20 protein-coding genes and 1 pseudogene are annotated in these 18,293 nt (G+C 63.8%); 13 read left to right on the top strand and 8 right to left on the bottom strand.

The window, feature by feature from the left end:
* The first annotated feature begins 94 nt into the window (after positions 1–94).
* A complete protein-coding gene (locus tag NVV79_RS07330) occupies positions 95–955 on the top strand; it encodes a hypothetical protein (RefSeq protein ID WP_303987643.1) in 861 nt (286 codons plus the stop codon).
* Between the two features lie 3 nt (positions 956–958).
* On the opposite strand, the gene rlmN is transcribed toward NVV79_RS07330, so the two are convergent.
* The 4 genes from rlmN to thpR all read right to left on the bottom strand — a co-directional run bounded on the left by rlmN (position 959) and on the right by thpR (position 4,254).
* Positions 959–2,167 (bottom strand): 23S rRNA (adenine(2503)-C(2))-methyltransferase RlmN, encoded by a 1,209-nt coding sequence (rlmN, locus tag NVV79_RS07325; protein ID WP_303987641.1) that lies wholly within the window; start codon positions 2,165–2,167, stop codon positions 959–961.
* Positions 2,168–2,368: 201 nt separating this feature from the next.
* Entirely contained in the window at positions 2,369–2,872 is a 504-nt protein-coding gene (locus NVV79_RS07320; protein WP_303987639.1) for an invasion associated locus B family protein, read from the bottom strand.
* Positions 2,873–2,956: 84 nt separating this feature from the next.
* A complete protein-coding gene (locus NVV79_RS07315; RefSeq protein WP_303987637.1) occupies positions 2,957–3,478 on the bottom strand; it encodes an invasion associated locus B family protein in 522 nt (173 codons plus the stop codon).
* A 236-nt stretch (positions 3,479–3,714) separates the two neighbouring features.
* Positions 3,715–4,254 carry an RNA 2',3'-cyclic phosphodiesterase gene (thpR, locus tag NVV79_RS07310; protein ID WP_303987636.1) on the bottom strand — a complete coding sequence of 180 codons (540 nt, stop codon included), beginning with the start codon at positions 4,252–4,254 and terminating at the stop codon, positions 3,715–3,717.
* Positions 4,255–4,455: 201 nt separating this feature from the next.
* On the opposite strand from thpR, the gene NVV79_RS07305 reads away from it, so the two are divergent.
* A complete protein-coding gene (locus tag NVV79_RS07305; RefSeq protein WP_303987633.1) occupies positions 4,456–5,226 on the top strand; it encodes a Bax inhibitor-1/YccA family protein in 771 nt (256 codons plus the stop codon).
* 103 nt (positions 5,227–5,329) lie between these two features.
* Positions 5,330–5,830: a GNAT family N-acetyltransferase gene (locus NVV79_RS07300; protein ID WP_303987631.1), complete on the top strand. Its 501-nt coding sequence runs from the start codon at positions 5,330–5,332 to the stop codon at positions 5,828–5,830.
* Between the two features lie 153 nt (positions 5,831–5,983).
* Here NVV79_RS07300 and NVV79_RS07295 read toward each other — a convergent pair whose 3' ends face one another.
* Positions 5,984–6,331 (bottom strand): DUF2794 domain-containing protein, encoded by a 348-nt coding sequence (locus NVV79_RS07295; RefSeq protein ID WP_303988349.1) that lies wholly within the window; start codon positions 6,329–6,331, stop codon positions 5,984–5,986.
* 334 nt (positions 6,332–6,665) lie between these two features.
* A complete protein-coding gene (locus NVV79_RS07290; protein ID WP_303987629.1) occupies positions 6,666–7,403 on the bottom strand; it encodes a thioredoxin family protein in 738 nt (245 codons plus the stop codon).
* Between the two features lie 196 nt (positions 7,404–7,599).
* Here NVV79_RS07290 and NVV79_RS07285 point away from each other — a divergent pair.
* A pseudogene (locus tag NVV79_RS07285) lies at positions 7,600–7,767 on the top strand (helix-turn-helix domain-containing protein); the annotation flags it as partial.
* Between the two features lie 122 nt (positions 7,768–7,889).
* On the opposite strand, the gene acnA reads toward NVV79_RS07285, so the two are convergent.
* Complete coding sequence (gene acnA / locus NVV79_RS07280; protein ID WP_303987627.1) at positions 7,890–10,562, bottom strand: aconitate hydratase AcnA; 2,673 nt, start codon at positions 10,560–10,562, stop codon at positions 7,890–7,892.
* 170 nt (positions 10,563–10,732) lie between these two features.
* Between acnA and ccmA the strand changes: the two genes are divergently transcribed.
* From ccmA to NVV79_RS07250, 6 genes are all read left to right on the top strand, one after another.
* The gene (gene ccmA, locus NVV79_RS07275; protein WP_303987625.1) at positions 10,733–11,368 is read left to right on the top strand and encodes a heme ABC exporter ATP-binding protein CcmA; all 636 of its coding nucleotides are present in this window, start codon (positions 10,733–10,735) and stop codon (positions 11,366–11,368) included.
* The gene (ccmB, locus tag NVV79_RS07270; RefSeq protein WP_303987623.1) at positions 11,365–12,018 is read left to right on the top strand and encodes a heme exporter protein CcmB; all 654 of its coding nucleotides are present in this window, start codon (positions 11,365–11,367) and stop codon (positions 12,016–12,018) included. Before ccmA ends, ccmB begins: the two co-directional genes overlap by 4 nt.
* Before the next feature lie 117 nt (positions 12,019–12,135).
* Positions 12,136–12,897, top strand: a complete 762-nt coding sequence (locus NVV79_RS07265; protein WP_303987621.1) for a heme ABC transporter permease — start codon at positions 12,136–12,138, stop codon at positions 12,895–12,897.
* Positions 12,894–13,040: a heme exporter protein CcmD gene (ccmD, locus tag NVV79_RS07260; RefSeq protein WP_303987619.1), complete on the top strand. Its 147-nt coding sequence runs from the start codon at positions 12,894–12,896 to the stop codon at positions 13,038–13,040. The genes NVV79_RS07265 and ccmD overlap by 4 nt, the downstream gene beginning before the upstream one ends.
* On the top strand, positions 13,040–13,573 hold the full coding sequence (locus NVV79_RS07255; RefSeq protein ID WP_303987617.1) for a DsbE family thiol:disulfide interchange protein: 534 nt from the start codon (positions 13,040–13,042) through the stop codon (positions 13,571–13,573). The genes ccmD and NVV79_RS07255 overlap by 1 nt, the downstream gene beginning before the upstream one ends.
* Positions 13,574–13,685: 112 nt before the next feature.
* Positions 13,686–13,829 carry a Flp family type IVb pilin gene (locus NVV79_RS07250; protein WP_303987615.1) on the top strand — a complete coding sequence of 48 codons (144 nt, stop codon included), beginning with the start codon at positions 13,686–13,688 and terminating at the stop codon, positions 13,827–13,829.
* A gap of 34 nt (positions 13,830–13,863) precedes the next feature.
* On the opposite strand, the gene NVV79_RS07245 is transcribed toward NVV79_RS07250, so the two are convergent.
* Positions 13,864–14,067, bottom strand: coding sequence for a DUF1674 domain-containing protein (locus NVV79_RS07245; protein ID WP_303987613.1), 204 nt, complete (start codon positions 14,065–14,067; stop codon positions 13,864–13,866).
* 94 nt (positions 14,068–14,161) lie between these two features.
* On the opposite strand from NVV79_RS07245, the gene htpX reads away from it, so the two are divergent.
* From htpX to NVV79_RS07230, 3 genes are all read left to right on the top strand, one after another.
* Positions 14,162–15,145 carry a zinc metalloprotease HtpX gene (htpX, locus tag NVV79_RS07240; protein ID WP_303987611.1) on the top strand — a complete coding sequence of 328 codons (984 nt, stop codon included), beginning with the start codon at positions 14,162–14,164 and terminating at the stop codon, positions 15,143–15,145.
* A 9-nt stretch (positions 15,146–15,154) separates the two neighbouring features.
* The gene (locus NVV79_RS07235; RefSeq protein WP_303987609.1) at positions 15,155–16,453 is read left to right on the top strand and encodes an RsmB/NOP family class I SAM-dependent RNA methyltransferase; all 1,299 of its coding nucleotides are present in this window, start codon (positions 15,155–15,157) and stop codon (positions 16,451–16,453) included.
* A 112-nt stretch (positions 16,454–16,565) separates the two neighbouring features.
* Complete coding sequence (locus tag NVV79_RS07230; protein ID WP_303987607.1) at positions 16,566–18,161, top strand: heparinase II/III family protein; 1,596 nt, start codon at positions 16,566–16,568, stop codon at positions 18,159–18,161.
* Positions 18,162–18,293 lie beyond the last annotated feature (132 nt).

The following is an 18,293-nucleotide window of genomic DNA, read 5'->3' as shown; positions in this document are numbered from 1 at the left end:
GCATGGTAAATGCGCCGGTAACCTGTCCTTCATTTGAAGGATGTGCCTTCCCGCGCGCTGCCGCACCATGCCGCCACCGATGTGGGAGAGCGCCATGGCCAATGTCTTCGGCAAGAAGCTGCATGTGGAAATGAACAAGTGGCTCGGCCACAACTTTTCCGAAACCTCCGGCAACCGCTACGAGCTCGAGCTCTATGTCGACTTTGGCGGGCAGCAGGCCTTCAGCTTCGAACGGCGAAGCGTGCATCAGAATCTGGTGCCGACGGGTTTCGTCGAGAACAGCTATTACAGGCCCGTCATCTATCCGGTCGTGACCTCCAACAAGTTCAAGGTGCGGTTGCGCGCCATCGAGCGCGACTCGCCCGATGCCGATGACCGGGCATCCGGCACGATCGAGATCGACCTCGACAAGGAGCCGCCCCATAGCACCTGGTCGATCATCGCCGCCGCCAATGGCACCGACCTCAAGATGCAGGTGTGGTTCAACATCCTGACGCTGGACTATGTCAATTTCGACGATGGACGGCGGGAAACCGCCATCCAGAACCAGGACAACTGGCCCTATCCCTGGAACGACATCCGTCTGTTCGAGCACTGGCTCGGGCTGGGTCACAATGTCGGCGTCCCCTGGCGCGCCGGCAATATCATCTCCGAGCGCGCATACTGGATGATGCAATGGCCCAGCGGGCCGGCGCGCAAATATATCCAGCGGGTCTATCGCTACGAGATCACCGAACTGGGCATGGCCCATGATGTGGTCAGCAGCATTTTCCTGCCGCGCAACACCACCGTGATCCTGCACGAGCATGGCCCGAACGACAGTCGTTTCGATCCGGCCAAGGGGCGGCGGCTGGCCAGCTTCGGCCTGCACAATCTCAACGACATCGGCTGGAACGACAAGCTGTCGACCATCGATCTCATCACCACGACGGGTGAGTCATCGCCGGTGAACTGACGATTACACCCCCGCCAGCGCCTCTCGATCCTTCTTGCTCAAGCGCTCGCTTTCGCTCTTGAGCTGGCCGCAGGCGGCGAAGATGTCGCGGCCGCGCGGAGTGCGGACCGGGCTGGCATAGCCGGCCTTGTTGACGATGTCGGCGAAGCGCTCGATGCGGCTCGACGGCGACGTCCCGTAATTGGCGCCGGGCCAGGGATTGAACGGGATGAGGTTGATCTTGGCCGGAATGCCGGCCAGCAGCCGCACCAGTTCGCGCGCTTCCGCATCGCTGTCATTGATGCCATCGAGCATCACATATTCGAAGGTGATGCGGCGGGCATTGGAAAGGCCCGGATAGTTGCGGCAGGCCTCGAGCAGCTCTTCGAGCGGCCACTTCTTGTTGATCGGCACCAGCACATCGCGCAGGTCGTTATTGGTGGCATGCAGCGAAATGGCCAGCATGACGTCGATCTCGCGCCCGGTGGGCTCGATGAACGGCACGACGCCCGAGGTCGACAGCGTGATGCGGCGCTTGGAAAGGCTCATGCCGTCACCGGCCGAGGCAATCAGCAGGGCCTGCTTGACGTTGTCGTAATTGTAGAGCGGCTCGCCCATGCCCATCATCACGATATTGGTGATGGCGCGGGTCTCGCCCGAGGGGACCAGGCCCCCATCATCGGGGCGCGTGCCGCCGGGGAAATCGCCCAACCGCTCGCGCGCCATGAGGATCTGGCCGAGGATTTCGCCGGCCGTGAGGTTGCGCACCAGCTTCTGCGTGCCGGTATGGCAGAACGAGCAGGTCAGCGTGCAACCGACCTGACTGGAGACACAAAGTGTCCCGCGATCCTGCTCGGGGATATAGACGGTTTCCACCTCGACCGGCGGATAGTTGGGATTGGCCGGATCGCGGAAGCGGAACAGCCATTTGCGCGTGCCATCACTCGACACCTGCTCGGTGACGATCTCGGGACGATCGAGGATGAAGGTGTCGGCCAGCTTCTGCCGCACCGGCTTGGCCACATTGGTCATGCGGTCGAAATCGGTGGTGCCGTTGACATAGAGCCAGTTCCACAACTGGCTGGCGCGCATGCGCGCTTCCTTGTCCGAGGCAATGCCGGCATGGGTCAGCGCCTCGGCGAGCTGGGGCTTGCTGAGACCGATCAGCGACGGACGACTGGCCGCGACGGGGCGGACGGCAGTCGAATGGTCAAGGTTCAGCGCGATGCTCATGGCGTGGCGAAAGGTCCGGAAGATGCGGGATTGGCGCGGCCAATAGCATATCGGTGATGGTTACGCAAAGTCACCGTGCCGGGAGGAAGGCATGCGTCCGGGCGAGACCTCATGGTGAGCTTGTCGAACCACGAGGTCGGGAACGCCGATATTGCCACGACCTCGTCCTTCGACAGGCTCAGGATGAGGTCTATTGGGAACTCAGCAGCCGCTTCCGATCGACTGCTGCGCCGCAGTGGCGCCGGACAGCGAATAGGTTTCCGTCACCTTGATGCCGGCAGCCGTCGTACCCTCCACTACCATGCTCGAGCCGGCGCGGATGGCGCTGGCCAGCGTCGAAGCCTGGCCGGCATCGTCGAGCCAGGCCGCGTCGTTCTGGGTGAAGAGGTTGAAGGTCTGGCCGTCGACGGTCACCGTGGCCTTGCTGTCGGGCTGGAAGGGGAAGCCGGCCACCAGGTTGAACTCGGTGGTGACATTCTCGGCCGGGCGGTTGGTGATGTAGATATAGGCCTGGCTATAACCATCGGGCGTCGGGGTCACCGCTTCCGGCTTGGTCATGGCGAAGCACACGGCGCCGGCCGCGTCACTGGCGGCATAGCTCGACCAGGCGCGATGCTCACCCAGCATCCGCACCTGCTGGGCGCTGGCGGCAGTGGTGAGGATCAGGCTGGCGACAAGGGCGAGCGCCACGGCAGATTTGGACATCGGGGCCTCGTGGAAGCGGAGGGGCAACGGGTCATTCGACCCAGGCCAGATAGGGCGGATTGCCCCGGCGGGGCAACCCAAAAATCAGGCGCAGGCGCCGTCGATGGCGTTCATCGCCGCGGTTGCACCCGAAAGCGAATAGGTATCGACCGTATCGGTGCCGCGCTGGCTGGTGCCGCGCACGACGAGCTGGCTGCCGGCCTTGAAGGCCTGCACGAACCCGCTCTCGTCACCGGTCGAGGCCAGCCAGGCCGCCGAGCCTTCGGTGACCATGGGATAGGCCTTGCCGTCGACCGTGGCGCTGGCCTTGGCATTGGTCGTGTTGAACGGATAGCCGATAATGGTCTGCACCTCGTTCTTGGTGCCCATGCCCTTGCGGTGGATGATCATGAAATGGATGGGATCGCGGTTGGCGCCAGCGGGCTCGGACTTTTGCGGGGTCGCCGAAACGTAGCAGATCACGCCGGAAGCATCCGTCGCCTGCCAGGCCGTCCAGGCATTGAAAGTGCCGAGCTCGGTCGCCTGCTGTGCCTGGGCTGCAGGGGCCAGAGCCATGATCGCGCCGACCGCGAGCCCGAATGCGAGGCCACCGGTTTTCGTCGTCATCGCCAATTCATCCTTTGTTTCGAAGGTCCCATCCGGGAGGAGCTGCCCGCGAACTCTGCCCCCAACATGGTTACCAAGGTGTCAAACGCCGCCACGTTCGATCGAATTTGCTTCAACTGCGAGTCAATCGCGGCGGCATTTTGGCGGGCCCGCACGAGTTGCTCCCGGTTTGCGCCGCTTGGGTTAACAATGTGTTGATACGGGCAAGACCGTGATCAGGCCGCCAGAAGCACGGCTTAAGCGGCCAGGGGATAGCTCTGCTCGACCACATAGGGGCCGCCGCCCACCGAATCCTTGCTGGAAAACAGCACGAACCGCCCGACCGGAAAACTGAGCGGCTCGAACCGCCCGGCCTCGGCCATGAAGCGGGCCACCTCCCCGGCGCTGGAGCCACGCAGCCGCGCCAGCGAGACATGCGGCACGAATTTGCGTCCCTCCGGCGGCAGGCCGGCACGCTGCAGCACCCGCTCCTGCGCCGCCTGCAGCCGGGTCAACTGCTCGCTGGGCTCCACCCCGGCATAGAGTGCCCGGGGCTTGTCGCCGCCAAACGTGCCCAGATGGGTCAGCCGCACCGAAAAGCGCAGCGAATTGGACAGCCGGTCGAGGCTGTCGGCCACCTCATCGGCGGTCTGGTGATCGACATCGCCGATGAACCTCAAGGTAATGTGATAGTTTTCCGCATCGATCCAGCGCGCGCCACTGAGGCCGCCGCGCTTCAGCGAAAGCGCAAATCCAACATCGGCCGGGATTTCAAGGCCGGTAAAGAGCCGGGGCATGGGGCCCTCCTCTTCATCAGGATTTCAAACACGCGATTCGCCCCCGACCGTAACACAGACCGACTCCGGGGCCAGCCCATTCGTCGCAGGGTCGCAAGATCACTTGTAAACGCTTGGGGTCACATCCATATTGTCTCATCAAGTGGCAACCAATGCCCACCGGCGGTATCAAACCGCATCACCTGGGAAAGGAAACCGACTATGGCTGAATATGACCGTCAGACCCTCGGTGCGCGGGCCGGCTCGGCCTTGGCCATCGACGAGGGCCTGCGCAGCTACATGCTGCGCGTCTATAATTACATGGGCATCGGCCTGGTGGTAACGGGCCTGGCGGCCTGGTTCGCCGCCGCCGCCGCCATCACCACCGATCCGAACGCCGCCGTTGGCCAGCTCGCCAATGGCCAGCTGGTGACCCAGTGGGGCGCCCTGCTCTATGCGAGCCCGCTGCAGTGGGTCGTGATGCTCGCTCCACTGGCCTTCGTGCTGGTGCTGAGCTTCGGCATCAACAAGCTCTCCGTGGGCGCGGCACAGGCCACGTTCTGGGCTTTCGCCGCCATCATGGGCGTGTCGCTGAGCTCCATCTTCCTGGTCTATACCGACGCTTCGATCGCCAAGGTGTTCTTCATCACCGCCGCGACCTTCGGTGCCATGAGCCTTTACGGCTACACCACCAAGCGTGACCTGACCCAGATGGGCAGCTTCCTGTTCATGGGCCTGATCGGCCTGATCATCGCCTCGGTGGTCAATATCTTCATGCAGTCCTCCATGCTCGAATTCGCCATCTCGGCGGTCGGCGTGCTGATCTTCGTGGGCCTCACCGCCTACGATACGCAGAAGATCAAGGAAGGCTATTCGGAGTCGCATGGCGCCGATGTGCTGGCCAAGGGCGCCATCATGGGCGCGCTGAGCCTCTATCTCGACTTCATCAACCTGTTCCTGATGCTGCTCCGCCTGTTCGGCAACCGCGAGTAAGCAACGGCTTGCTTGATCGCTGAATCAAGCAATTTGGTTGGACGATATCGGGGACCGCAGCCTAAAAGGGGTGCGGTCCCTTTCTTTTGCCGGAAATCTCGTCGTGCCAGACTATCGCCTGCGCCCCTTCGAATGGTCCGACGTGCCCGCCATCACGGCGATCTACAAGCACTATGTCCACAATTCGGTAGCCACTTTCGACCTGGAGGCACCGGGCGAAAGCCATATGGCCGAAAAATTCGGGCATATGCAGGCCCTCGGCCATCCCATCGTCATGGCGGAGGGCGACGACGGCGCCCTGCTCGGCTACAGCTATGCTTCGGTCTACCGGCCTCGGCCCGCCTATCGCTTCACCTGCGAAAACTCGGTCTATTGCGCGCCGGCCGCGCAGGGGCGCGGGCTGGGCTCGGCAATGATGACCGAGATCATCGCCCAGTCGCGGGCCTTCGGTTTCAAGCAGATGATCGCCGTCATCACCGCCGAGGGCACCGGCTCGATCCGCCTGCACGAAAAGCTCGGCTTCCGCCATATCGGCCGCCACGAAGCCCTGGGCTTCAAGTTCGACCGCTGGCTCGACATCGTGCATATGCAACTGGCGCTTTAGCCGAACTTGCAGACCTCATGGTGAGCTTGTCGAACCACGAGGTCGGGCGCGTGGAGCTCTTCTGCCATGACCTCGTCCTTCGACAGGCTCAGGATGAGGTCTACTGCGAGATCGGGCCGCGCACGACACAAGAATTGTCGTCATCGACGAGGCTCACCCCACCACCGCCAGTTGCGGATCGAGCACGCGCAGCACCAAAGCCAGGTCATGGCCACGCTTGAGGATGCGGCCCTGCTGGTTGGTCACCGCATACTGTCCCTGCCGGTTGCGCAGGCGCGGCGTCTTTTCGATGATGAAGAGCGGCCGCTCGGACACGCGCGCATAGATGGAGAACACCGCCCGCTCGCGCAGGAAGTCCATCGCATAATCGCGCCAGTCGCCCGCCGCGACCTTGCGGCCATAGACATTGAGGATGAGCTGGAGCTCCCTGCGGTCGAAGGTGACGATGGCGGGCAGCTTGCTGGATGCCGGACTCGGCAAAGCCTCGCTGGCATGCACCAGCGACAGGCTGACGGTTTTTTCCTTCGGCGTGCGGCCCTGCACCGGTCGGCTCGGCTCCCAGAGAATCCAACTCGTCAACACACTGTCATGATTGCGGTAATCGCCTGAGGATGCAAGGGCGAGATAGCGGAGTGCAAAAACCCCAATTCGGTCACAATCTGTCCGTGAACGCGCCAGAATGGCCCGGCATTGTCCAGTCATTGCCTCCAGTGGCTGGCATCCGGGCCGACCGAGCCCCCAAACCCAGAAGCCCGGGTGCCAGCCGCCTTATTTGAGTTGACCAGTCAGACTTTCCCGTCCCTGCCCCCAGGGGCGGGATTTTTGTGTCTCAAACTCAGCGCTCGTAAGTCGCAGCGCCCAGAATGGGGCCGGGCAGGCCATTGCGCTCCTGCTGCACGATCACGGCAATGCCGGTGCTGCCCGCGCTGAGCATTTCGGGCAGCGGCAGCTTGAGATCGGCGCCACTATCGCTTTCCCACATGCCCAGCGCCTGCCGCCCGGTCACCACCTGGGTATAGACCATGGCCTTGCCGGCATTCTCGCCCTTTTCGATCGTGACATCGGCGCGATCGAGATAGGTGACCATCCAGACCACCGCATTATCCAGCCCCGTATCGGGCGGAATGGCCACCTTCAGCATGTCGCCGTCGCGGGCGATCTCGACCGCCAGCGGCAGGCTGGCGCCATCGATGGCACCATGCACCTCGTTGCGCCGCGACCCGACCACGCCCTTGGCGCCGTTGACCACCATTTGCGGCGTATAGATGCGCGACGAGCCCCAGCTCTTGGCATAGGCACGCTGGCGGTCGGAAAAATCCTCGTTGCCGAACGTGTCTTCCCAGCCGACATAATCCCAGTAATCGACGTGATAGGCGAGCGCCACTACGTCATCGGCCTCGGCGAGGCTGGTGAGCAAAGCATCGGCCGGCGGGCACTGGGCGCAGCCCTGGCTGGTGAACAATTCCACCACCGCCTTGGGGCGCGCGCGCATGCTTTCGGCACTGGCCGGGTGGACCAGCGAGGCAAGCGTGACAAGGCCAAGGGCGGCGCCAAAGAGAGGTTTGAGCGTCATGGGCAAGGTTGTAAGCCGGGCCGGCGGAGCGCCGCTAGTCAAAAGAGGGTGAGAGATGTCTTTTGCCGCCCGACTGCGCGAAATTTATCTTTGGTTAACCATTAGGGGCAATGCTGGACCCGTTCTGAGCAGGATATGGGGGCTCAGAAAGTGATATGACATGCAGGACTTCAATCCCGATATCTCGGCCGCCGAGGCCTTGGTGGGATTACCCGTTTCCGACGTCGAACTGAGCCTGATTCTCGCGACCCTGCGGCAAACCAACGGCAACCGTACACATGCCGCCGCGATATTGGGTATCTCGATCAGGACGTTGCGCAACAAGCTGAAGGACTATTCAGAGCGCGGCTTCGACATTCCCTGATCGAACAACAGCAAAAGAAAAAGGCCCCGCTTGCGGGGCCTTTTGCATTTCGATCTGAGCGTTTCCAGCAAAAGTGGCAACGGTTTTGCGGTTCGGAAACGCGACAAACAAAGACCAGGCGGTTACGCCGCCACCAGGCTCCGCAGCACATAGTGCAGGATGCCGCCATGCTTGTAATAGTCGAGCTCATTGGCCGTATCGATGCGGCACAGCGTTTCGACATTGACCACCGAGCCATCGGCGCGGGTGATCCGGACATTGACCTTGGCACGCGGCGCGATTTCGGTGACGCCGTCGATATCGACCGTCTCGGTGCCGTCGAGGCCGAGCGTCTGCCAGCTCTCGCCGTCCTTGAACTGCAGCGGGATGACGCCCATGCCGACCAGGTTGGAGCGGTGGATACGCTCGAAGCTCTGGGCGATGACGGCGCGCACGCCGAGCAGGTTGGTGCCCTTGGCCGCCCAGTCGCGCGACGAGCCGGTGCCATATTCCTTGCCGGCAAAGATCACCAGCGGCGTGCCGGCGGCCTGGTAGGCCATGGCGGCATCGTAGATCGCCATCTGGCTGCCATCGGGGCCCTTGGTATAGCCACCCTCGACGCCATCCAGCATCTGGTTCTTGATGCGGATATTGGCGAAGGTGCCGCGCATCATCACTTCATGATTGCCGCGGCGGGCGCCGTAGGAATTGAAGTCGCGCGGCGCGACCTGACGCTCCTCGAGATACTTGCCGGCGGGCGTCGAGGCCTTGAACGAGCCGGCCGGGGAGATGTGGTCGGTGGTGATCGAATCGAGGAACAGCGCCAGCACCTTGGCCTTTTCGACATTGGTGACCGGCTTGGGCTCCATCGACATGCCCTCGAAATAGGGCGGGTTCTGCACATAGGTCGAGGACGAATTCCAGCCATAGGTCTGGCCGCCCTCGATGACGATATTCTGCCAGTTGGTGTCGCCCTTGAAGACGTCCAAATAGCGGCCCTGGAACATTTCCTTGGTGACATGCTTGCGCACGATCTCGGCCACTTCGTGGTTCGACGGCCAGATATCCCTCAGATAAACCGGCTTGCCGTCCTTGGAGGTGCCGAGCGGCTCCTTGGTGATGTCGATATTCATCGAGCCGGCCAGGGCATAGGCCACGACCAGCGGCGGGGAAGCGAGGAAGTTCGCCTTCACGTCCGGATTCACGCGGCCTTCGAAATTGCGGTTGCCCGACAGCACCGAGGCGGCGACGAGGTCACCCGACTGCACGGCCTTGGAAATCTCTGCCGGTAGCGGCCCCGAATTGCCGATGCAGGTGGTGCAGCCATAGCCGACCAGGTTGAAGCCGATGGCGTCCAGATCGTCCTGCAATCCGGCCGAGGTCAGGTAGTCGGTCACCACCTGGCTGCCGGGGGCCAGCGAGGTCTTGACCCAGGGCTTGGAATCCAGCCCCAGCGCCCGCGCCTTGCGGGCCACCAGGCCCGCCGCGACCAGCACGGACGGGTTGGACGTATTGGTGCAGGAGGTGATGGCGGCGATCACCACGTCGCCATGGCCGATGGCGTAATCCGTGCCTTCGACCTGCACCTTGGGATTGTCGGTCTTGCCGAATTCCTTGGGCAGGGCGGCAGCAAAGGCCTGCTTGGCATTGTCGAGCGCGATACGGTCCTGCGGGCGCTTGGGGCCCGAGATCGAGGGCACGACGGTGGTGAGGTCGAGTTCGAGCGTCGAGGTGAAAACCGGATCGGGCGAATTGGTCTCGCGGAACATGCCCTGGGCGCGGCTATAGGCTTCGACCAGCGCCACGCGCTGCGGATCGCGGCCCGACGTGGTGAGGTATTTGAGCGTGTCGCTGTCGACGGGGAAATAGCCGCAGGTGGCGCCATATTCGGGTGCCATATTGGCGATGGTCGCCTGGTCTTCGAGGCTGAGATAATCGAGGCCCGGGCCGTAGAATTCCACGAACTTGCCGACCACGCCCTTCTTGCGCAGCATTTCGGTGACGGTCAGCACCAGATCGGTGGCGGTAATGCCTTCATTGATCTTGCCGATCAGCTTGAAGCCCACGACTTCGGGGATCAGCATGGTGATCGGCTGGCCCAGCATGGCCGCTTCCGCCTCGATGCCGCCCACGCCCCAGCCCAAAACGGCCAGGCCATTGACCATGGTCGTGTGCGAATCGGTGCCGACAAGCGTATCGGGATAGGCGACGGTCTCGCCATTCTCGTCCTTGGTCCACACGGTCTGGGCCAGATATTCGAGATTGACCTGGTGGCAGATGCCGGTGCCGGGCGGCACGACGCGGAAATTGTCGAAGGCCGACTGGCCCCAGCGCAGGAATTCGTAGCGCTCGCCATTGCGCTCATATTCCAGTTCGACATTCTGCCCGAAGGACAGAGCCGTGCCGAAGCTGTCGACCATGACGGAGTGGTCGATGACCAGATCCACCGGCACCAGCGGGTTGATCTTCTGCGGATCAGCGCCAAGCTTGGCGGTGGCGTCGCGCATGGCGGCCAGGTCGACCACCGCCGGCACGCCGGTAAAGTCCTGCATCAGCACGCGGGCCGGGCGGTAGGAGATTTCATGCTCGGAAGTGCGGGTGGTGAGCCAGGTGGCCACCGCCTCGATATCGGCCTTGGTGACCGTGCGGTTGTCCTCGAAGCGCAGCAGGTTTTCCAGCACCACCTTCATCGAATGGGGCAGGGCCGAAACGCCCTTGAGGCCGTTCTGTTCGGCTTTTTCGATGGAATAATAGGTGTAGGTCTTGTCGCCGACCGTAAGGGTCGATTTCGACTTGAAGCTGTTTACCGAGGTCATGGTTTCCGCCCTAATCTTGTTCGGTTGCGGCGGCGCGCCGGCCCGGACGAGACGCCCGTAAACCGCTCAACAGCGCTGCCTTTCCTGGAATGAATCCAATCTATAAGGGCTTATAGAGAATTGCGATTGGGCTTGCCAGCCTGACCTTGGGTTCAATACGAGAAGGGGTCATGACGTCTAGGCAAGTCTTCCCCCCGCTGAGCCTGCGCGCGACCGGCCTCGTTTGCGGGCGCGGCGGCATGGCATTGACGCGCGCACTGGATTTTTCCGTCACCCCCGGACGCTGTCTATTGCTGCGCGGCGCCAATGGATCAGGCAAGACCACACTGCTGCTGACCCTGGCCGGCATCGTCGCCCCGCTCGATGGCGTTTTTGCCCTTGAGGGCAGTGACGCAGAAACCGGCCCTGCCCTGCACTATTGCGGCCATCGCAACGCCGTCAAACCGCGGCTGACCGTGGCCGAAAATCTCTGCTTCTGGGCCGCGGTCAATGGCGCTACAGGCCTATCCATCGACGCTGCCTTGCAGCAGGTCGGACTGGAGCGGCTGGGCGATCTCGATGCCGGCTATCTCTCCGCCGGCCAGTCGCGGCGGCTGGCTTTGGCACGGCTACTGGTGAGCCTGCGTCCGCTCTGGCTGCTCGACGAACCCACCGCGGCGCTCGACGCCGAAGGCCATGACCTGGTGACGCGGCTGCTCGACAACCATCTCGACATGGGCGGGCTGGCCATCGCGGCCACCCACGATCCCATCACCCTGCCCGACCCTGCCCGTATGGAAACAGTGGTGCTGGGGGCACGGCCATGAGCGCCTTTCGCGCCATGCTGGTCCGCGAATTGCGCCTCGCGCGGCGCGGTGGCGGCGATGTGCTGACGCTGGTGCTGTTCTTCATCATCGTCGGGGCCATTGTGCCCTTCGCCGTGGGGCCCGATCGGGAACTGCTCGCCCGTATCGCCCCCGGCATGGTGTGGATCGCCGCATTCCTCGCCATGCTGCTGGGGCTCGACCGGCTGTTTCGCCCCGATCACGAGGATGGCTCGCTGATCCTGCTGCGTCAGGCGGACCTGCCCTTGAGCGCGGTGGTTGCCGCAAAATTGATCACCCATTGGCTGGTCTCCGCCCTGCCGCTGATCGTCGCCAGCCCCTTCCTCGCCATGCTGCTGGCCATGGATGTCGAGACCTTCTGGCGCATGCTGATCTCGCTGCTGGTCGGCACCCCCGCTTTGGCCGCCTTCGGCGCCGTGGGAGCCGCCGTCACCGTGGCAATCCGGCGCGGCGGGCTGATCGCCCCCATCCTCGTCGCCCCCCTCTCCATTCCGGTGCTGATCTTCGGCACCGGCAGCATCAGCGCCACCCAATCCTCCGCCGCTTTGCTGTTTCTTGCGGCATTGAGCCTCATGGCCGTGGCTTTGGCTCCCTTTGCCGCCGCCCTTGCGATAAGCTCGGGCGAAGACTAGAGCATGACTGCCCCGAGACCTCGTGGTGAGCTTGTCGAACCACGAGGTCGGGCGAGTGGAGAGCCTTGTGCCACGACCTCGTCCTTCGACAGGCTCAGGATGAGGTCTACTGAGATCATGAGCATAGACACCACACCCAAGCAGAGCTGGTGGAACCGGATTGCCCATCCGGGACAATTCGTGGCCTGGACCACGCCGCTGCTCTGGCCGCTGACCATTCTCACTGCCGTTCTCTTCGTGGTCGGCCTGTGGTTCGCCTTCTTCAATTCGCCCGAGGACTACCAGATGGGCGATACCGTGCGCATCATGTATGTCCACGTGCCCAATGCCTGGCTGAGCCAGTTCGTCTATGGCGTCATGGCGGTTTCCGCGCTCGGCACGCTGGTCTGGCGCCACCCCATGGCCGACGTATCGATGAAAGCCGCCGCCCCGCTGGGCGCCCTCTTCACCGCTTTGGCCCTCTTCACCGGCGCCCTCTGGGGCCGGCCCACCTGGGGTACGTTCTGGGAATGGGACGGCCGCATGACCTCGACCCTGGTCCTGCTCTTCATCTATCTCGGCATCGTCGCCTTGTGGCGCGCCTTCGACGACCAGTTGCGCGCCGCCCGCGTCATTGCTGTCTTCACCCTGATCGGCGCGGTCAATATCCCGATCATCAAGTTCTCGGTCGATTGGTGGAGCACCCTGCACCAGCCGGCATCAGTGTTCCGCGCCGACGGCCCGACCATGCCCGGTTCGATCCTGACCCCGCTTTTCGTGATGTTCTTCGCCTTCACCTTCCTGTTCATCACGCTGCAGCTCAAGGCCATGCATACCGAAGTCCGCCGCCGCCGCGTGATGACCCTGCAGCGCAAGGCAGCGCAGGGGAGCACGGCATGATCGATCTCGGACCCCATGCCGTCTTCATCATCTGGGCCTATCTCGGCGTTGCGACAGGCGTGGCCGGACTGATCGGCTGGACCCTCTACGATGCCCGCGCCACCGCGAAAAAGCTCGCTTCGCTAGAAGCACGCCGCCGCTGATGCGCTACCTGCTCTTCGCCCTGCCGCTGATCGCTTTGGTCGCCCTCGTGGCGGTCTTCGCCTTTTCCATCGACCGGGATCCGGGCCTGGTGCGCTCTGTGCTGATCGACAAGCCCGCCCCGGTCTTCGCCATGCAGGAAGTGCCCGAACTGGGCGTGCCGGGCTTCGATACCGCTTCGCTCAAGGGTGAAGTGACCGTGGTCAATGTCTTTGCCTCCTGGTGCATTCCCTGCCGCGACGAGCATCCCCTGCTGGTGGCACTGAAAGAGGTAACCGGCGTCCGCCTCTTCGGCATCAACCAGGCCGATGCACCGGAAAATGCCCGCGCCTTCCTCGCCGAACTGGGCAATCCCTATGACGCCGTCGGCACCGATCGCGACCGGCGCGTCTCGATCGACTGGGGCGTCTATGGCGTGCCGGAAACCTTCGTGGTCGATCCCCAGGGCATCATCACCTTCAAGCATGTCGGCCCGCTGACCCCCGACGCCATCGAAACCGAATTGCTGCCGGCCATCGAAAAAGCGCGCGGCTAGAGCGTTTTCGGCACCACTTTCCGCGTCGGAAACGCGACAAACGCCTTTCGTTCAGATTATATTCAGCCAGACCGAGGCATGGTCCGGGTTCGACCTATTGCGAAAGCGTCTCATGTTGTCTGTTGTTTTGCGTTTTGCCCGCGACGAGGCCGGAATTACCCCGGTTGAATATGGCCTGATTGCCGCCATCCTGACCGTTGCCACCACCGTCGCCGTTTCCGCCGCCGGCTTCAGTCTCGCCGATATCGTCGGCTGACCGCGTATGGCCGGCGCGCCGCGCAGCACTCGCCTCAGAAGTCGCTGGTCAGGCCCTTGATTTCCCAATCGCCGTAGCGGCCGGGTTCGAGCCCGCCGCGACCACCCTGTTCCTTGGGCGCGAAGGCGCCCTTCGCGTCGATCTCGGCGCGGCGCGCCTTGGCCTCGGCCAGCGCCCGTTTGGCCGCTTCGCTCAGGGGTGGGCGCGGGGCTTCCTCCGCAGTCTCTTCGTCGCTCATGGTCGTATCCGGATTACGATTTGGTCATGCCGCTTGCATGACCCCCTTTCCCACACAACATAATTGCTTGAGAACTCGAACCCAAGGGCTCCTGATGTTCAATGCGTTTCGTACCACTGTCCTGCTGGCCGCGCTGACGGCTCTGTTCATGGTCGTCGGCTATTTCATCGGCGGCACGTCGGGCATGATGATCGCCTTTCTCTTCGCGCTGGTGACCAACCTCTTCAGCTACTGGAATTCCGACAAGCTGGTTTTGCGCATGCAGAATGCCATGCCGGTCGAGCGGAGCCGCGTGCCCGAACTCTACGACATGGTCGATATCCTGTCCCGCAAGGCCGGCATTCCGACGCCGGCGGTCTATGTGATCAATACCGACCAGCCCAATGCCTTCGCCACCGGCCGCAATCCGAACAATGCCGCTGTCGCCGTATCCTCGGGCCTGCTCAAGCATCTCGAAACCCGGGAAGTCGCGGCGGTCATCGCCCACGAACTGGCCCATATCCGCAGCCGCGACACGCTGACCATGACCATTACGGCCACCTTTGCTGGCGCCATTTCGGCCCTGGCGCAGTTCGGCCTGTTCTTCGGCGGCGGCAATAACCGAGACAATCCGCTGGGCGGCATCGGCGCCTTGCTGATGGTTTTCCTCGCGCCTGTCGCCGCCATGCTGGTGCAGATGGCGGTGAGCCGTACGCGTGAATACGAAGCTGACAAGGACGGCGCCGAGATTTCCGGCGATCCGCTGGCCCTCGCCTCGGCCCTGCAGAAAATCGCCGGCGTCGCCGGGCGGCAGGTCAATATCGCGGCCGAGCGCAACCCGGCCATGGCCCATATGTATATCATCAATCCCCTTTCGGGGCAGCGCATGGACAACCTCTTTGCCACCCATCCCGATACCGGCAACCGCATCGAGGCCTTGCGCAAGCTTGCAGCGAGCATGCAGGTAGCCGATAAGGACCGCAGGCCTCAGCCCCGCCCTGCTCCGGTTTCGACCGGCCGCGATACCGGCGGCGGCTGGCGCGTGCCGACCGTCGGACGAACCGACGAGGACGGCGGACAACGCGGTCCCTGGGGATAAAGAAGAAGCGTGAAAGCAAAGACCGAACCGGCGGGGCTCAGGCTCCGCCTCGTTGCCGCACAGCGGCTGAAGCAAGTTCTGGCGGGCGACAATTTCGTGCCTCTCACGGCCGCCGAGCTGGCGGATGGGCGCGATCGCGCCCTGGCCAACCGGCTGATCACCACTGCCTTGCGCCGGCAGGGCCAGCTCAATTTCATCATCCATGCGCTGCTCGACAAGGGCATGCCCGGCAAGTCTGGCAGTTTCGAAGCCGTGCTGCGGCTCTCGCTGGCGCAACTGGTCTTCCTGCCCGACCTCGGCGCCCATAGCGCCCTGTTCCTCGCCGTCGAAGCCACCAAGCGCGACCCCAAGGCGCGCCATCTGAGCGGCCTGATGAATGCCGTGCTCCGCAACGCGCAGGCCAATTCCGCCAAATTCGGCATGCTCAGCGATGACCTGCTGATCCCTGACACCTTCGGCGATACCTGGCTCGAGGCCTATGGCGAAGCGGCGATCGACGGCTTTTCGACTGCTCTTCTGGCTGGCGCACCGCTCGATCTGACGCTCAAGACCGACGATCAGGACCTGATCGATTCCCTCGGCGCCGAGCGCGTCATGGCCGATACGATCCGCATCGACCAGCGCGACAGGCCCGTGGAAGCCCTGCCCGGCTTTGCCGAAGGCCAGTGGTGGGTGCAGGACGCCGCTTCGGCCATTCCGGCCCGCCTGCTCGGCGCCAAGGCCGGCGGTCGCGTGCTCGATCTCTGCGCCGCGCCGGGCGGCAAGACGGCCCAGCTCGTCAAAGCCGGCTACAAGGTGACGGCGCTCGACAGCGACGCCGTCAGAATGGAGCGGCTCAAGCAGAATCTCGCCCGGCTCGACTACACGGCCGAAACCGTGGTGGCCGATGCCGGCAATTATGCCCCATCTACGGCCTATGACGGGGTGCTGCTCGACGCCCCCTGCTCGGCCACCGGCACGTTCCGCCGCCACCCCGAGGTGATCTGGCACCGCTCGGTCGGCGATGTTGCCGGAAGGGTACGGTTGCAGCGCGCACTGCTCGCCAACGCCTTCCGCTGCCTTGATGCATCAGGTGTGCTCGTCTATTGCGTCTGCTCACTGGAGCCAGCGGAAGGCGAGAATCAGGTGGAATGGGCGCTCGATGCCCTGCCCGGCCTGGAGCTCTGGCCGGTAACGCCGGCCGAACTGCCGGGCCTCGAAACGGCCGTGACGGCGCTTGGTCTGGTGCGGACCCATCCCGGCATGGCACCGGGTGGACGCGATGGTGGCATGGACGGATTCTTCGTGGCGCGCTTCCGCCGCCGCTGAAAAAACAAACTGATGGTGCCGTTGGGGAAGGGCACCGAACAGGGAATGGGTCGTTGACGGGCAGAGACGAAGCAACGCTGGCGGATACCGCGCGGCGGAAGCAGGTGCGCTGATGGCGCCCCCGCTTCTCCATGTGCTGCGTCGTTTCGCCTTCGGCTTTGCCGATACGGTGGTGACGCTGCCCATCCTGCGCTGGACCTGGCGTGGGCTGGCCGATGATGCCTTTGCCGGCGAATTGCCCGAATTCCGCCCCGCCGACCGCGAAGCGGTGCGCGACATGATGTCGGGACGGTACCTGCTGGCATCCAAGCTGGTCGAAACCGGCGGCGCCTCCCCCTTCAGCCTCGATGTTGACCATGTCGACTGGTGGCTCAACCTGCACGGCTTTTCCTGGCTCAGGCATTTCCGCGACGTGCGCGACCCCGGCGAACGCCGCTTCGCCCGCATGCTGGTGCTCGACTGGATCGGGCGGGAAGGCCAGTTCCAGCACGATACCTGGGATCCGGCGCTGACCGCGCAGCGCGTGCTCAACTGGTTGCGCCACCTGCCGCTGCTGCTCGATGGCGCCACGCAACCCGAGGCCCGCACGGTGCAGCGCGTATTGGGCGCGCAGATCCAGAGCCTCAAGGTGCGCGGACCCCTGGCCAGCGATCCGGCCGATGCCCTGTTTGCCGCCATTGCCCTGCTGGGTGCCGAGCATTGCGAGCAGGACGACAAGACCGATGTGCCGCGCCGGGTCGAACTGCTCAATGCCCTCTTGGCCAACCAGCTCGATGCCGACGGAATGCACAAGTCGCGCAACCCGCGCCTGCAGATGCAACTGCTGGTCGACCTGGTCAGCATCCGCCGCATCGCCGCCGCGGTGAAATCGGAGGCGGGCAACGAGCTGGGGGCGCAGATCGACCGCATGCATGAAAGCCTCGACGCGCTGACCCTGTCGAGCGGCGAACCGGCCTATTTCAATGGTTGCGGCCACCTGCCCCATGACGTGCTGATCGCCATCCAGGCCAATGGCCCCAATCGGCGGCAGCGCTCCATGCTGCTGGGCGGCTATGGCATCTTGCGCGACGGCGAGGCGGTGGTGATCGCCGATTCCGGGCTCCTGCCCGAACCGGGCCTGGCCGGCGATATCCATGCCAGCGCCCTGGCTTTCGAATTCTCCCATGGCAGCGAGTTGATCCTGGGCTCCTGCGGCCCCGCGCCATCCGACCTGCCCGACAGCAAGGCCCTGTTCCGCCAGGGCGTGGCCCATTCCGGCCCCACCATCGATGCCGAAGACGCCATTGGCGGCACGCCGACCATTGCCCTGGACTCGGCCGACCACCTGCTGACGCTGGGCACCGATGCCTATGCCAGGCATTTCGGCGTCACTCTCGAACGGCGGCTCACGCTCCTCTCCGGCGGCACGACCCTGGTCGGGCAGGATCGCATGATGGCCGGCGGCACGCCTTCGGGCCTGCTCGCCATCCGCTTCCACCTCGCACCGGGCGTCATGGTGCGCCGCAATCGTGGCGAGGGCATTGTCCGGCTGGTGCTGCCCAATGGCGCCGTCTGGAGCTTCCTCTGGGAAGGCGCCCAGTTCCGCGAAGAGGAAAGCGTGCGCCAATCGGCCTATCTCGGCTTCCACAAGACACGCCAGCTGGTACTGGAAGCCGATGTCGCCGCCGATGCGGAAGTGGCGTGGATTTTTACGCTCGAGCAGAGCTGACGATGTTCGACAGACCTCATCCTGAGCCTGTCGAAGGACGAGGTCGTGGCACCATCCAGTCACGCCTCGTGGTTCGACAGGCTCACCATGAGGCTGTTGAGAATAGGGTGGCCCCTGACAAAGCTTCGTGCT

Origin of the sequence: Devosia ginsengisoli (genome assembly GCF_024707105.1) — a bacterium.
GTDB classification, from domain to species: domain Bacteria; phylum Pseudomonadota; class Alphaproteobacteria; order Rhizobiales; family Devosiaceae; genus Devosia; species Devosia ginsengisoli_A.
This window is presented reverse-complemented; position numbering and strand designations above follow the sequence as displayed.